This is a genomic window from Ruegeria sp. G2 (genome assembly GCF_056533505.1).
On sequence record NZ_JBQFON010000001.1, the window covers coordinates 767,181 to 783,397 of the forward strand.

11 protein-coding genes and 1 tRNA gene are annotated in these 16,217 nt (G+C 54.4%); 4 read left to right on the forward strand and 8 right to left on the reverse strand.

Features of this window, described 5'->3' with window-relative positions; genetic code table 11:
- The first annotated feature begins 31 nt into the window (after window positions 1–31).
- Window positions 32–106: transfer RNA gene (locus ACR0DU_RS03805), tRNA-Asn, on the forward strand.
- 19 nt (window positions 107–125) lie between these two features.
- Here the strand turns inward: ACR0DU_RS03805 and ACR0DU_RS03810 are convergent.
- The 4 genes from ACR0DU_RS03810 to zwf form a co-directional block, all read right to left on the reverse strand.
- Complete coding sequence (locus ACR0DU_RS03810) at window positions 126–1,745, reverse strand: long-chain-fatty-acid--CoA ligase (protein ID WP_480872548.1); 1,620 nt, start codon at window positions 1,743–1,745, stop codon at window positions 126–128.
- Window positions 1,746–1,851: 106 nt separating this feature from the next.
- Complete coding sequence (gene pgi, locus ACR0DU_RS03815) at window positions 1,852–3,462, reverse strand: glucose-6-phosphate isomerase (RefSeq protein WP_480872550.1); 1,611 nt, start codon at window positions 3,460–3,462, stop codon at window positions 1,852–1,854.
- 5 nt (window positions 3,463–3,467) lie between these two features.
- Window positions 3,468–4,139 (reverse strand): 6-phosphogluconolactonase, encoded by a 672-nt coding sequence (gene pgl, locus ACR0DU_RS03820; protein ID WP_170470609.1) that lies wholly within the window; start codon window positions 4,137–4,139, stop codon window positions 3,468–3,470.
- Entirely contained in the window at window positions 4,136–5,590 is a 1,455-nt protein-coding gene (zwf, locus tag ACR0DU_RS03825) for a glucose-6-phosphate dehydrogenase (RefSeq protein ID WP_480872552.1), read from the reverse strand. Before zwf ends, pgl begins: the two co-directional genes overlap by 4 nt.
- 163 nt (window positions 5,591–5,753) lie before the next feature.
- On the opposite strand from zwf, the gene ACR0DU_RS03830 reads away from it, so the two are divergent.
- Complete coding sequence (locus ACR0DU_RS03830; protein ID WP_480872554.1) at window positions 5,754–6,707, forward strand: radical SAM protein; 954 nt, start codon at window positions 5,754–5,756, stop codon at window positions 6,705–6,707.
- Here ACR0DU_RS03830 and ACR0DU_RS03835 read toward each other — a convergent pair whose 3' ends face one another.
- On the reverse strand, window positions 6,708–7,403 hold the full coding sequence (locus ACR0DU_RS03835; RefSeq protein ID WP_319547266.1) for a lipid-binding SYLF domain-containing protein: 696 nt from the start codon (window positions 7,401–7,403) through the stop codon (window positions 6,708–6,710).
- Window positions 7,404–7,505: 102 nt separating this feature from the next.
- A complete protein-coding gene (locus ACR0DU_RS03840) occupies window positions 7,506–7,775 on the reverse strand; it encodes an usg protein (RefSeq protein WP_170470617.1) in 270 nt (89 codons plus the stop codon).
- 224 nt (window positions 7,776–7,999) lie between these two features.
- Here ACR0DU_RS03840 and gyrA point away from each other — a divergent pair, with 224 nt between their 5' ends.
- Window positions 8,000–10,705, forward strand: a complete 2,706-nt coding sequence (gene gyrA / locus ACR0DU_RS03845) for a DNA gyrase subunit A (protein ID WP_319547318.1) — start codon at window positions 8,000–8,002, stop codon at window positions 10,703–10,705.
- A 286-nt stretch (window positions 10,706–10,991) separates the two neighbouring features.
- On the opposite strand, the gene ACR0DU_RS03850 is transcribed toward gyrA, so the two are convergent.
- Both ACR0DU_RS03850 and ACR0DU_RS03855 read right to left on the reverse strand, forming a co-directional pair.
- A complete protein-coding gene (locus tag ACR0DU_RS03850; protein ID WP_480872556.1) occupies window positions 10,992–11,882 on the reverse strand; it encodes a DUF2950 family protein in 891 nt (296 codons plus the stop codon).
- 1 nt (window position 11,883) lies between these two features.
- Window positions 11,884–13,185, reverse strand: a complete 1,302-nt coding sequence (locus ACR0DU_RS03855; protein ID WP_480872558.1) for a DUF3300 domain-containing protein — start codon at window positions 13,183–13,185, stop codon at window positions 11,884–11,886.
- Between the two features lie 557 nt (window positions 13,186–13,742).
- On the opposite strand from ACR0DU_RS03855, the gene ACR0DU_RS03860 reads away from it, so the two are divergent.
- On the forward strand, window positions 13,743–16,217 hold the full coding sequence (locus tag ACR0DU_RS03860) for a response regulator (protein WP_480872560.1): 2,475 nt from the start codon (window positions 13,743–13,745) through the stop codon (window positions 16,215–16,217).

The following is a 16,217-nucleotide window of genomic DNA, read 5'->3' on the forward strand; positions in this document are numbered from 1 at the left end:
CCAAAGCTGATTGTTATACGGCGCGGACCGTTCCGGCGTAGCTCAGCGGTAGAGCAGTTGACTGTTAATCAATTGGTCGTAGGTTCGATCCCTACCGCCGGAGCCATTCTTCCCCCGTTTAGCAATCACCCCATCAGCACGTCGCTAAAATCCGCACGCAAGTTCCGTTTCAGGACTTTGCCGGTTGCGTTCAATGGCAGAGCGTCGACGAATACAACTTTGTCTGGCACCTGCCATTTGGCGATCTTACCGTCGAAGAATGAAAGTAAATCCTGCTCGGTCGGCTCTTGGCCTTCCGCCTTCACGGCAACCAAAAGCGGGCGTTCATCCCACTTCGGATGTGGCACACCCACAACCGCCGCTGTCGCCAGTTGAGGGTGCGCGACAGCGATATTTTCCAGCTCAACAGAACTGATCCATTCGCCACCTGACTTGATAATATCCTTCGATCGGTCGCGGATGGTCATAAATCCATCCGGGTCCAATGTTGCCACGTCGCCGGTTGCGAACCAGCCATCCTGCAACAAGGCCTCATCTTGCATGTGGAAATAGCTGTCTAGCACCCAATGGCCGCGCACCATCAGATCACCCTGCGTTTCACCGTCATGGGGAAGGTCGCTGCCATCGTCATCTACGATTTTCAGTTCAACCCCAAAGGGCGGGCGGCCTTGGCTCTCGCGTAGTTTGTGTTGTGCTTCAATGGGCATTTCCAGATGCTTGGCCATAGGATAGTTCGTAGTGCCCAGCGGGCTCATTTCACTCATACCCCAAGCATGGACGGTATCGACGCCATAGGTCTCGCGAAAGGTTTCGATCATCGAAGGCGGGCACGCCGCACCCCCGATCACGGTACGATTCAGGCTCTCCAGTTTGGTTCCACATGTCGCCGCGTGCGCCAGAAGGCCCTGCCAGATGGTTGGCACACCCATCGCCAATGTCACGCCATAAGTGTCGATCAAATTGACCAATGCTTCCCCATGCAAACCCGGCCCCGGCAAAACCATGCGTGAGCCGGACATGGCGCTGGCATAGGGTGAACCCCAAGCATTGACGTGGAACATTGGCACCACCGGCAATACCACATCCATCGCGGAATAGCCGATCACATCACGTGTGTTTGACGCGAAGCTGTGCAGCAAGGTCGAACGATGCGAATACAGTACACCTTTGGGGTTTCCTGTTGTGCCCGATGTGTAACAAAGGCTAGAGGCGGTATTCTCATCAAAACTGGGCCATGCGTAGTCCGCATCGCCGGTTTCAATCAACTCGTCATAGAAGATCAAACCGGGGACCTGAGACAACGCGGCCTCATCTCGTGCACCCATCAGCACGAAATGCTGCACTTCGTTCAGATGCTCCTGAAGCGCGGCAACCAAGGGCAAGAAAGTTGCATCAAAAAACAGAACCCGATCCTGCGCGTGGTTGATGATATAGGTCAGTTGCTCTGGGAAAAGACGCGGATTGATCGTGTGACAGACGAAGCCCGCGCCGGATACGGCATAGTAGATCTCAAGATGGCGGCGGTTATTCCAGGCCAGTGTGCCCACTCGATCCTGCGGCTGTAGCCCAAGCTTCATAAGCGCCGAAGCCATACGGCGGGCGTTCTGCGCGATCCCCGCCCAGTTGGTCTGGGTCACGCTTCCGTCCGTCTCGACCGAGATTATCTCGGTCTGTCCGTGATAGCGTTCGGCGTGATCAATCAGCGACGAAATCAGCAAAGGCTGCGTCATCATCTGTCCCAGCATGGACAATCCTCCCATCGTCAGCGCTTGGCCGCGCCCTTCTACATTGGCAGAAACCCTGCCAAGATTTTAATTGTCTGACAATAAGAGAGTTTGGCTGAGTGCCGTGTCAACCTCGATGGCGTAGCGCGTACTCGACCAGACCGGCTGTCGAACCATCCTTGCCTTCGGTGCCAACTTCGCCATCGACAATGGGCCCCAGAGACGTCGCCAGTTCTTTGCCCAGCTCAACGCCCCATTGATCGAATGAATTGATGCCGAGCAACACGCCTTCGACAAAAACCCGATGCTCGTACAGCGCAATGATCTGGCCCAGCACATATGGCGTAAGCTGCGGATATATCAGGGTTGTTGATGGGCGATCCCCCGAGAACACACGGTGGCGCGCCTGACGCTCCAGCTCTTCGCCGGTCAAACCTTTATCCACCATCCGCGCGCGGGCTTCATCCAATGATCGGCCTTGCATCAGAGCCTCGGACTGAGCCAGGCAATTGGCCAGAAGCAGACGATGATGATGGGCCAATTCAGGCTCATGCCCATTGGCTGCCACCATGAATTCGCACGGGATCACGTCAGTGCCCTGGTGAATCAGTTGATAGAATGCGTGCTGTCCATTGGTGCCAGGCTCGCCCCAAACCACCGGACCTGATGGCATGGCCAACGCACTGCCGTCCATTGCGACAGATTTGCCGTTCGATTCCATTTCAAGCTGCTGGAAATACGCTGGAAGCCGCAGAAGGCGCTGATCATAAGGCAAAACCGCACGGCTGGCGTAACCCAAAACCTGCCGATGCCAGACACCGACAAGCGCCAACATAACCGGCATGTTTTCAACCCACTTCGCCGAGCGGAAATGCAGGTCCATCGCCTGCCCACCTCGCAGAAAAGCATCGAATGCATTTGAGCCTACTGCGATCATCACCGGCAATCCGACCGGGCCCCAGACCGAGTAGCGTCCGCCCACCCAATCGGCGAAACCGAACACGCGCTCTTCGGGGATGCCAAATGCAGCTGTCTTATCCACCGCGCTCGAAACGGCAGCGAATTGCTGCGACGGGTCTCCGCCTCCATCCAACATCCAAGCCCGCGCCGTCCGCGCGTTGGTCATGGTTTCGATGGTGGTGAAGGTTTTCGAGGCCACAATAACCAGCGTGCGCGTCGGGTCGAGCATGCGCAACGTGTCGGCGATATGCGCCCCGTCCACGTTCGAGACGTAATGCAACTTTGGACCATCGTGATACGGTGCCAGGGCATGTGTCGCCATGACCGGACCAAGATCCGAGCCGCCGATGCCGATATTCACAACATCCGTAAAGCTGCCCCCTGCCCCCTTGATCGCCCCGCCGCGCACCTCTTCGGCAAACACGCGCATCCGCTGCAATGTTTCCAGAACGTTTGGCATCACGTCCTGACCATCCACCTCGACCGGACCGCCATCGAGGTTGCGCAACGCCGTATGCAGTACCGCACGCCCTTCGGTCTCGTTGATCTTTTGGCCCGCAAACATCGCAGTCCGGCGATCCGCCAATTTGGCCTGGTCACAGAGTTGAATAAGTGCAGAGCGAATGTCGTCGTTGATCTGAGTTTTAGAGTAATCAAACAACAAGTCGCCGCTGGACGTGGAAAAACCCTCGGCCCGGTTTGAATCTGCATGGAACAGATCAAGTATTCTGCGATCACCGATCAATTTAGCCAGAGATTTCAGTTGATCCAATTGCATGGTGACTACTCCGCCCAGTGGACAGTCATGCCGGTTAGCACGGCCGCGATAGGCGCCTCTTCTGGCGGTAGTGACATGGCGCGATCCAGCGCATCGCGCTTGGATTCTCCGAAGATAATGAGGTGTTTTGATAACGCACCTTCGAGCACGGGTGCGGTCAGTGTTATTCTCGCCTCGGGTTGCACGTCTGTCCTTGCCACCGCAAGTGTGGGCGCGTGGCTGTCCAGCGCGGCAGTCAGGCCCTGCATCCCAGGAAAAAGAGAGGCCGTGTGCATATCCTCACCCATTCCAAGAACCAGGACCGACAGAGGCAAGACGGGAGTGATCAGGCTTTCGATCTCTGGCAGAACCGCCTCGGGCTCATGACCTGCGACAAACAATGGCAGGTACTGCGCGACAGAGGCGCGATTGGTCAACAGACGCTCACGGATAAGCCGCTCGTTCGAACGTTCATGGTCACCCGGTACGCACCGCTCATCTGTCGGCAACACGCGCACGCGATCCCACTCAAGATCAGCCGCACATAACCCATCAAACACCGGCCCCGGGGTGGTGCCTCCGGGAACGGCAAGCGAAACAACATCGTGGTGCAACAACGCGGACTCAAGGTCTCCGGCCAGTGCATTCGCGACATCAATGGCCAGCATGTCACGGTCTGCATATTCTTTAATATTCATGGGTTTATTCCTTGCCAGCGGCGGTGATCTCTCTTCATCAGCAGTTCGGCGTCGTCTGGGCCAGTGCTGCCATTTTCATAAGGTTTGGGCACGTCTCCGCGTGCCTGCCAGCCCGCAATAATCGGGTCGGTCCAGGCCCATGCGGCCTCGACCTCATCACCGCGCATAAACAGGGTCTGGTTGCCGCGAATGACATCCATCACCAGCCGCTCATAGGCGTCTGGCGGGTCCTGATTTTCGGGTCCAAGCGCCTCGGCAAAGCTCATGTCCAGCGGAACGTCAACCAGCCGCATCCCACCCTGCCCCGGCTCTTTGATCGTCACTTTCAGTGTAATGCCTTCGTTCGGCTGCAACCGAATCGAAAGAGCATTTGCGTGACGCCCCGCCTCTTCGCCGAAAATCGAATGCGGCGCATCCTTGAACATCACATTGATGACCGACGACCGCGCCACCAATTCCTTACCAGTGCGCAGATAAAATGGAGTGCCTGCCCATCTCCAGTTGCTGATATGCGAACGTAAAGCCACATAACTCTCTGTCGTGGACCGGTTGTTACCCACAACCTCGCGATACCCCCGACCCTGTTTTCCACCGGCAAACTGTCCCCGAACAATGTGGTGCGGTTCAACCGGGTCCAGCGCACGGATCACCTTGAGCTTTTCGTCGCGCACCGCATCCGGGTCAAACTTTGCGGGCGGTTCCATCGCGATCAGACACAAAAGCTGCATTAGGTGGTTCTGCATCATATCGCGCATGGCACCTGCACGCTCGTAATACTCTTCCCGCCCATCGATGCCGACTGTTTCCGCAACGGTGATCTGAATGTGATCCACGTACTGGCTGTTCCACAATGGCTCGAACAACATGTTGCCGAACCGGACCGCCATCAGGTTTTGTACCGTTTCTTTACCCAGATAGTGATCAATTCGATAGATTTGCCCCTCATCAAAATGCGACGCCAAAGTTGCATTCAAAGCGCGCGCACTTTCCAGATCGTGCCCAAACGGCTTTTCAACAACGATCCGGGTCTGAGGGGTGGCGAGATTATGCGCTCTGATCCGCTCGGCCAGCGGACCAAACAGTCTGGGACCCACCGAGAAATAGAACGCTCGGATTCGATCCGTGCTCAGCAATTCGGACAATGGAGCCCACCCGTCTTCGGACAAGGCATCCAGCGGAACATAATTTATGCGCTGCAGAAAACCATTTACCGCCTCCGGGTCTTTAGACCGTTTTGGCGTATACTGACGCAAAGATTCGGCAACTATATCCCGAAAGGATTCAACGGTCAGCGCACCCCGTGCCGCGCCTATGATCCGGGTGGCCTCGGGCCATTGTCCGGCGCAGTAACGCCGAAACAGAGCCGGAACGATCTTGCGCTGCGCCAGATCGCCGGTTCCGCCGAATATGACCAGATCAAATGGGTCAACGGGTATGACGCGAGAAACCATGGCTTTTCCTTACCTTGCCAGTCGTGGCATGTCCAATGTTAGCGCAATCAAAATGTCGAAATCTTCGAACATCAAAACTCTGTCAGCAGGGCGTCAACGTACTTAACTAAACCGGCACAAACGATTAAGTCGGTTTGGTAAATGCACAAAACCGGATGCCGGAATGAAAGACAACGCCACTCAGGCTGCAAATATCGGGAAGTTTCAAAACAGTTTGGTGACAGCGGACGGGCAAACACGCGCGTCTGTTGCGTTATCCAACCCGGAAACGTTGTGGTTCAATACCGGCACGCTGTGCAATATCGAATGCGTCAACTGTTATATCGCCAGCAGTCCCACCAATGACGCGCTGGTTTACATCGCAGCAGACGAGGTTCGCGCTTATCTGGATCAGATCGAAGAACGCCAGTGGCCAATCCGCGAGATTGGTTTTACCGGTGGTGAGCCCTTCATGAACCCTGAAATGATCGAAATGACCCGCGCAGCGCTTGAACGCGGCTACGAGGTTCTGATTCTGACTAACGCTATGCAGCCGATGATGCGTCGCACGATGCGCGAAGGGTTGCTGGAGCTGCAACGTGACTATGGCGGCAAGCTGACACTGCGCATTTCGGTCGATCACTACCGCTCGGAATTACATGATGAAGAGCGTGGAAAGGGTAGCTTTGCCAAGACGCTGATTGGTATGGAATGGCTGCGGGATAACGGCTTTAAGATGGCGATCGCCGGGCGTACCGTGTGGGGAGATTCTGACGCCGACAGCCGTGCAGGCTATGGCGCATTTTTTGCAGAACATGGCTTTGACATCGATCCTCAAGACCCGGGTCAAACCGTGCTGTTTCCCGAAATGGATGAATCCGTAGAAGTGCCTGAAATCACTACCGCTTGCTGGGGAATTCTTGATAAATCTCCAGATGCCGTGATGTGTGCTAGCTCGCGCATGGTGATTAAGCGCAAAGGCGCAGAACGTCCGGCGGTTTTGGCATGCACGTTGCTGCCATACTCACCTGAATTCGAAATGGGCGAAACCTTGGCCGAGGCTGAGGCCGACGTGCATCTAAACCACCCCCACTGCGCCAAGTTCTGCGTTCTTGGAGGGGCCAGTTGCTCCGGTTGATCAGTTAAGTTCGGGTGATTTCCAGAATTTTGTACCTGAGGCTCCCGCTGACACCCGCCACCCCTTCTTGCTCAGAACAAAGAAGGATCGGCCATCGGTAAAGCGCAGCGTGTCTCCCGCGCGATCCTCACCATACATTGCGCCCGTCTCCGCGGTCGCGTCGTAGCCGTGATCGATAAAATTCTCTAGATCTGCAGGGGTTTCGAAGAGGATCACGAACTTGGTTTCAAAGCCCCCGATCCCAATCGCTCCGCCAACGCCCCCGGTCCCCATGTTCATATAGGTGTGTTGCCCTGTGTCTTTTGAAACGGCCACACCGCGCCCGTAACCTGCAGATACCGGAAAAACCGTCACCTTACGCGAGTCAAAAACCGCGTATCCAGCGCAGACATCGTATAGTTCTTGTGCCTGTGGATTCTCGGCAAGTAGTTGATCAAGAATTTCGCCCGCCATCAAATCCAACTTGGCACGTGTCTCTTCAGGCGTGGCCTCGTTTCTTAGCAGTTCCGAAGTCGAATCAATGGTTTCGTCGACGGCGTTCGCACCTTTCTCGATTGTGTTACCAACACCCTCTGCACCGCGACCTATCGCGTTTGCAGTATTCTCAGCCCCCTTTTTGATCTTATCCAGAACCCCTTCGGCGATGGCAGGACCGCTCAGGAAAACCGCAGCGGCGAGGATAAGATATCTGGGCATAGAGTGATTCCGTATAAGACCATCAGTTTGGTCATTACATTATCTCAATCGCGACATTTGAGAACCGGACTTTCGATTCCTGAAAGTATATCCGACGCCCGATTAGTTCACGCGAAACTCTCCAACCATATTCCGCCATTCGCCCGGAGCGATCATCTTTCGATGTGTGAACCGAACAGAATGCAGTGGTCCTTCAATTTCTTTTTGCCAGAATTCCACGAATTCAAAAAGTTTGGGGTGATCCGGGGCAAGATCATAATCCTGCCAGATAAACGTATTCAGAACGTGTATGTAATCGGGCATGTGATAGAAAAATTCTGCGGTTGTCAGCCCGTACCCTTTCAACATGAGTTCGGTTTCGTTTTGCGCCATCCAGACCTCCAATTTTGTTGCAAGGTCTTCTCAGGGTAACACGAAAATCACCTAATACTTAGTTAACAATATGTTACTCTACTGTTACCGGGCTAATTTAGCCACAAGACGGTTGCTTGCTTGCACCTTATATGCCTGGTCTGATAAGGTGCATCCACAAGATATAGATCAAAAACAAGACACGGGCAGCCTACGTGAGCGATACGCCAGAAATACCTGAAAACATGGATGAAACACCGCCCGAGCGCCCGGTTTATGACGGCCCGACGGTATCCATCGAATCCGAGATGCGCACGTCCTATCTGGACTATGCCATGTCGGTCATCGTGTCGCGCGCCATTCCCGATCTGCGCGATGGTTTGAAACCAGTGCACCGCCGAATCCTGTATGCAATGCACGAAACCGGTAACACGCACGAAAAGGCCTACCGCAAATCGGCCCGCCCGGTCGGCGACGTGATGGGTAAGTACCACCCGCATGGTGATAGTGCGATCTATGACGCGCTGGTGCGGATGGCACAGGATTTCTCGATGTCCCTGCCGCTACTGGATGGTCAGGGCAACTTTGGCTCGATGGACGGCGATAACCCGGCTGCCATGCGTTATACCGAAGTGCGGATGGACAAGCCCGCCGCATCCCTGCTGGCCGATATCGAAAAAGAAACGGTCGATTTTCAGGACAATTACGACGGCAAGGACAAGGAACCCACTGTCCTGCCCGCCCGTTTCCCAAATATGCTCGTCAACGGTGCCGGCGGTATCGCCGTGGGTATGGCAACGAACATCCCTCCGCACAATCTGGGTGAAGTGGTTGATGCAACTCTGGCGCTGATCGATGACCCGGATTTGACCTCGGAACAGTTGATCGAATACGTCCCCGGACCCGATTTCCCGACCGGCGGCGTAATGCTGGGCCGGTCCGGCGCGCGCAAAGCTTATTTGGAGGGCCGTGGCAGCGTCATCATCCGTGCAAAGACCCGTGTCGAGGAGCTTCGTAAGGACCGCTACGCCATCGTTGTCGATGAGATCCCCTATCAGGTGAACAAAGCCGCGATGATCGAAAAGATTGCCGAGGCCGTGCGTGAGAAGCGGATTGAAGGTGTGTCCCATGTGCAGGACGAATCCGACCGTAATGGTGTGCGCGTTGTCGTCGAATTGAAACGCGATGCAACACCCGAAGTGGTGTTGAACCAGCTCTATCGTTTCTCACCGATGCAAACTTCTTTCGGCTGCAACATGCTGGCCTTGAATGGTGGTCGCCCCGAACAGCTGACTTTGCGCCGCTTCCTGACATCCTTCATCGACTTTCGCGAGGATGTGGTTGCACGTCGTACTGCGTACGATCTGCGCAAAGCACGCGAACGCAGCCATATCCTCTGTGGTCTAGCGGTCGCTGTTTCCAATGTGGACGAAGTGGTCGCCACGATCCGCTCGTCTGCAGACGCGGCACAAGCACGTGAAAAGCTGATGACCCGCCGTTGGCCGGCGGCTGATATCGAAGGCTATCTGCGTCTGATCGACGATCCTCTGTCAAAGATGAACGACGACGGCACCTATAACCTGACCGAGGTTCAGGCCCGCGCCATCCTTGAGCTGCGCCTGCAGCGGCTGACCCAACTGGGTGTCAAAGAGGTCACGGACGAGCTTGAAGAACTCGCCGCCAAGATCAAGGAATACTTGGATATTCTATCTTCGCGCGAACGCATCATGTCGATCATCGGCGATGAGCTGCGCAGCGTGCGCGACCAGTTTGCCGTTCCACGTCGCACCGAGATCGTCGATTGGTCCGGCGACATGGAAGACGAGGATCTGATCGAGCGTGAGGATATGGTCGTGACCGTCACATCGGGCGGATACATCAAGCGCACCCCACTGGCTGATTTTCGCGCCCAGAAGCGCGGTGGCAAAGGTCTGTCAGGCATGCAGACCAAAGAAGAAGACGTGGTCACCACCCTCTTCGTGGCAAATACCCACACGCAGTTGTTGTTCTTCACAACGGATGGCATGGTCTACAAGCTTAAGACCTGGCGACTGCCGCAATCGGGGCGGACTGGCAAAGGCAAAGCCATCGTCAACATCCTGCCGATTCCAACCGGGGTTTCTATTGCTGCAATTATGCCGGTGGATGTGCCGGATGAAGAATGGGAAAACCTGCAGATCATCTTCGCCACCAGTGCGGGCACTGTGCGGCGCAACCGTTTGTCCGATTTCACCAACGTCAAGCGCAACGGCAAGATCGCCATGAAGTTCGAAGAGGATCACGCCGACACCAAGTTGATCAACGCTCGTATCTGTTCCGAAGATGATGACGTCATGCTGGTCACTAAATCTGGCCGCGCAATCCGCTTCCCAACAACAGATGTACGGGTGTTCAACAGCCGGTCGTCTGTTGGTGTACGCGGTGTACGTCTAACCGGCGATGATGAGGTGGTTTCGATGTCGGTTATCCGCCACTTCAACGCCACCTCGGATGAACGGGCCGCGTACCTTAAAATGCGCCGCCTGATGGCCGGTGTCACCGACGAATCCGAGACGGACGAAGATGAAGGAAACGCCGACAGCGTGCTGCCGCAGGAACGTTATGCCGAGATGTCGGCTGCCGAGAACCTGATCCTGACCATTACGGCAGGGGGCGCGGGCAAGCTGAGCTCAAGCCACGATTACCCGGTTCGCGGACGCGGCGGTATGGGCGTGGCAGCGATGGACAAGGCCATGCGCGGCGGTAAATTGGTGGCATCCTTCCCCGTTGATATTGACGACCAGATCATGCTGGCCACCTCAAAGGGTCAGTCGATCCGGGTGCCGGTTGATGGGATCTCTTTCCGCTCCCGCAGCGCGGGCGGGGTGAAAGTCTTCAACACGGGCAAGGGCGAAGAAGTCGTCAGTGTTGCCTGGATTGCAGACCAGGGTGATGAAGAAGCCGAAGAATGAAGGATCGAGAAAGAAATCGGGTGAGTTAAGCTCGGTTTCTTTGGTCTAAACCTTCCAATTACAGCTCTGCGGACTTTTCAGTCATTCAGTCGAAACGTGTGAAGGCAGAAGAATGGATCAAGTCGTAAGATGGGCAATTTGCTCGCAGTCACAATGGGTGTTGCAAGAGCGATCCGGGCTGAACCTGTTCGGGTACACGTAACCATCGACTTGAAGCTTGTCACACGAACCGCAAATAGTGGCCTCAGCAAAGCGCAGAGTTTAAGCGACACTTTCAATCCAAATATTACTCGACCGGTGACCAATTCGTGTCTGGATCATAAGCAGAAATTTCAGATGCAATACTGAGTGTCTCCGGGCCAAAATCTGCCTCGTAGACTATGCCGTTTTCGCCTACCAGAAAGGAATGAATACCAGTTTCTCCGTAGTCTGCCGGTATTGCCAGCAAGGCATGTCCTGCAACAAAGTGATCCCCGACGAAATAGGGGTAGGCACCTCCTGGAGCGTTAGGGCCCTGCTCTTGCAAGATTGTGTAATAATAGCCAAGAAACGGTTCGGCTTCATAGTCAACCTGACCGTCACTCCACCCCGAAGCTGCGGCGCGGGCAAGCGCTGCACCGACAAAGCTGTCTTTTCCAGGCCAGAAGAGACCGTTCTGCTCTTCCGGATCGGAAATGATCGTCTGAGCGAATTCCATAACGCCATTCCCGTTATGGTCCACAAGCCGGAAAGCTGCCTGCAGGTCAACATAGGCCTCAAGCAATTCGATCACTTCCAACTCATTCAAGCCTATTTCACGAGCTGAAAGTTCCTCGATCCCAGCCTCCAGGTCAAAGCGCCAACCGTCATCTTTACGCAGAATTGGGATAGGAAAAGGCCAACCGTCTTCACCTAGAAGAAGTACAACGCCATCGTCCTCAGGCCGGAAGCGATACCCCTCGGCATACATGCCAAGCACTTCCTGCCTTCTTTCTTGATCTTCCGTCGGATCACCCGTTCCAACCAAATCCTCGGCTTCAGGCCCGAAAATTTCGATCAGCTTGCTCTGATCATTAGCCTTCAACGCATCAACAAAAGCATCCAGTGCGGTTTGCGGCGTATCAAATCTGGCTCCTTCAGAGAGGGCCGTGCTTGTGGTCGCGGCAAGCAACAAAATTGAAAATACTGATCTACGCATTTTACCGTCTCCGCTTGCCTTTAGCGGCGTGTCCACGCTTGGACGCGCTTTGAGTTCTGCTGCCGGACGCCTTTTTCTTCATCGCTTTCCCTTTGGATGCCGCGGGCTTGCGCTGCGTCGATGCGGCTTTCTTCGCTTGCGGCTTCTTGGCGGTCTGCGGTCTTTGTGCGACTGGCTTTTTCGCTGAATCTGGACGTTTGGTGCGATCAATGGCTTGTTGCTTTGCGGCAGCCTTGTCCCGATCAGCGTTGTTCCGGTTCGCCAAGGCACCGCCTGCTACAGCCCCTGCACCCGCACCGACCGCGGCTGCAGCCGCCCCGCGGTCCCGGCTAATATCTGCAGCACCAGATTCTCGGCTCAACTTTGCACGCAGCTCATCCGTGCGACCGTCAGGACGGTTAACCGGCAAGTCGCTACGGCCACCTTCGGGTCTTTTGTGGTCCGCTATTTTGTTCCGGGCCTCCTGTTGCCGGTCAGGATCGGGGTTCCATCCGATATCCGTTCGGTCACCTAAATCTATATCATTGCCGATATTGACGTTGCCATCCACGTCTATGTCGATGTCTGGATTTCTATAAATCGGACCGCCGCCCCAGCCACCGCAATTTCGGCACCCCCAGTAGTCGTTCCAATCATCGTCGTCGTCGAAAATTTCGTCGATCAGGGCAACAGCGCCAAAAGTCAGTAGTGCTGCGCCCACAACATCCCCGGTTGACGGGCCAGTATAAATCGTCTCGGGATTGTATTGTGGGACGTATACCGTCTCGGGTTCTGTCGGCGTAATTACTACGGTGTCGTCCTCAGACACTTCGACAGTTTGCTCGGGCCCTGAAACAAGAGCGCCGCTGTCAATTGCCTGATCCCGCATGACCTGCACCGCATCCATCACATCGTCGGACTGGGCCAACATGGCAGTGCCAACTGTCTCGGTCCAGTCGATATGGGTGGCCATCTGACCAACAACTTGGGGGAACGCCGTTGCCAACACACTGACAGAAGGATCCCATCCCATTGCATCGATTTCCGGTTCCAGTTCAACAGGGTCGCGGTCGGCGTTATCGAGCAAATACCGTTCAGCCTTAACAATTTCCAATGGCTGGGTTGCCGCGACAAATATCTGTATGAGTAACGTGTCGGGATAAAGAGCAACCGGGGCGACCAATGTCTGCAACTCAGCGTCAGTTAGCAGACTGGACGAGGTCGCCGAGGTATCATCTTTTGCCGCTACATCTTCGGACGACTCTTGCGTTAACGCTGAAGTAGATACGCAAATACCGAATGCAATTAATAGAAACCTAAACATATTGCGATCCTTCGATTTCTTGAAGGATCACCTAAGACTGCGATTCTGGCAACCGATCAGTCAATAAAACGGTTGTGGGATAATAATCGACACCCAATCAAGATTGAGCGAGTGTCCGCTTTGGGCTCGAAGCGGATGTTGCTATTAAGCAAAATCCTGAATTCGTTAACTTTCATACGCCTTATAGAGGTTAATATTCGGCCCTCGCTCAAAGCCCATACAATGCCTCAAACTTGTTCTCAAGATAGGTCAACAACGCCTTCGGCCCGGGCTCGACACCACTTGCCCTCTGGATGATTTCGCGTGGTGCATAAAGGCCGCCAAATTGCTGGACGTTCTCGCGCAAAACTATGGCCTCTTGAGCGTCATAGCAGAAATATAGGATGGCTCAGGAACAGTATTGAAATGAAAACTCGCTGCCCGAACCATGAGAACCTAACCGTACGCAACGAGCACATTCAAAAATGCAACCGTCGATAAATCTTGCAAGATTAGGGCCGTACCTGATTTAGTGACCGAAAATTGGGCGGCTTTTGGGGGAGAAGCGTGTGCCGGGCATGCAAGAACAGGATTACGAAGGCGAACTACGCATTTACGAAGCACTGAATGTGGTGTCTACGACACCCGTTTTTGCGCTTTCGTTTTTGACGGCGTTTGCTGTTCAGATCGTGCAGATTGGGCCTTCCCATCTGACGATCCCTGCGATCGGATCGCTTGCGGTACTGGCGATTGTGAACCTGTTGGGCATGCAGAGCTACTATAAACTGCGTACTAAACCCAGGCCTAGATCGATATCCCATCGGCGGCTGAAAGTCATCCTGGTCACCTCGATGGTTTTGGGGGCTGGTTGGGGTAGTTTCAACTTGTTCATGATGCCATACTTGGTTCCTTACGAGCAGATGATGCTGTATTTGTTTGCATTTGTCGGCGCACTGGGCGGGTCGACGACATTTTCGATGAGAGTGTCCTTTGGTTTCTCAAGCCAAATTCTGTTTTTTACTTGGATTGCCATGTTGCTGTGGGGTCCATTGGCGTGGTATATCAACACCTTCATCGTTCTTGGCGTGTTTTTGGCAATCGTAAAGCTTACGTTTCTGACACGATCAACTGCGATCGATAGCATCAAGTTGAGCCTGGCCAACTCAAGGGCCTTGAACGATCAACTTAAAGCCGAAAACCAGATACGTGAACTGGCCCGCATTCCGGAAGAGAACCCGAACCCGGTGTTGCGTATCACCGATCAGGGCGAACTGACTTACGCCAATAAGGCAAGCGCTCCATTAATCGAAGCGCTGAAGCTAAAAGTTGGTGACCGAGTGGGAACGGGTTGGCGTAAACGTGTTGCCAAGGGTTTGCAGGATGATCAACGGGCAGATTTCCAGTATAAGGCTGGTGGTCAGACCTATTCTCTTTTGCTGTGGCCGGTTCCGGAAGGAGGATACGCGAATATCTACGGTCGGGATATTACGCGGCAAAAACGTGTGGAGAGCGAGTTGCGGGTGGCCCGCGATATCGCTGAGACCGCCAATAAGACCAAAAGCACTTTCCTTGCCAATATGAGCCATGAACTGCGCACGCCGCTGAATGCGATCATTGGATATAGTGAACTGATGCTGGAAGAAGCCATCGACCAGAAGGATGACGCAAACCTGAGCGACTTGAAGAAGATCCAATCTGCCGGGAAACACCTGCTTGCGTTGATCAATGATGTATTGGACCTCTCCAAAATCGAAGCCGGAAAGATGGAGTTCGAACTGGAAACTTTCGACGTTTTCCAGATGATCAAAGATGTTAGCGCGACAGTGCAGCCGTTGGCTGAGCAGAACAACAACGCGCTGGAAATTGAGTGCCCCGAAGATATCGGCGAGATGGTCTGTGACTTGACCAAGGTGCGGCAAGCCCTGCTGAACTTGTTGTCCAATGCTTGTAAGTTCACAGAACATGAAAATATCACGTTATCGGTTGTAAAATCGAACGACACAGATCGACTGGAATTTGCGGTCACCGATCACGGCATCGGCATGTCGCCAGAGCAAGTCGAGAGGATATTCGATGCGTTTACGCAGGCAGATTCCTCAACGACGCGTAATTACGGTGGTACCGGATTGGGGCTTTCTATCACAAAAGCCTTCTGCGAACAGTTGGGCGGCAACATTCATTGCGAAAGTGCGCTTGGCGAAGGTTCGACCTTCACAATTCGCCTGCCGCGCATCTGTCGCGACCCGTCAACGGGCGTGATGCGTCTGGCTGACCGGTCAGAGAATGAATTGAACAACGACCCGAATGCTCCACTGGTTCTGTTGGTTGATGACGATCCGACCGTGCATGATCTTCTGGGTCGACGCCTACTTCGTGAGGGATATCGCGTCCTCGCATCGGCCAACGGCAATGAGGCATTGGAACTGGCCCGAACAACCCGTCCTGATGCCATCACGCTCGATGTCTTCATGCCCGAAATCGATGGCTGGGCTGTTTTGTCCAAGCTCAAGGACGATCCCGAACTTAGGGATATTCCTGTCATTATGTTGACTTTCGCAGAGGATCGCAAAAGAGGTTTGTCGTTGGGAGCCAGTGAATATCTGGGCAAGCCAATTGACACGACCGAGCTGCTGAGTGTCCTTAAAGAGCACTGCCCAACTCTGCCAACGCCACGCGTTCTGGTCGTCGAGGACGAGGCTGCAACGCGTGAGCTGATCTGTCGCGTTCTCGAAAAAGAAGGCTGGCAGATTGACGAGGCGATCAATGGACTGGATGCCCTTCAACGCCTCTCTCAGTTCGTGCCGGACGTGATTTTACTTGATCTCATGATGCCCGAGATGGACGGTTTTGAGTTCTTGGCGGGGATAAGAAAGAACCCGGAGTGGAAGAATATTCCCGTCATCATCGTGACCGCCAAATCCCTGTCCAGCGAGGACCGCGCGCAACTGAATGGCTCGTTCCAGATGCTGGTCCGCAAAGATGGGGATGAGATTGAAATCATTCTGAACCAGTTGAACGAAATCCTTTCGGCTTCTCGATCTGAAGACGTATAG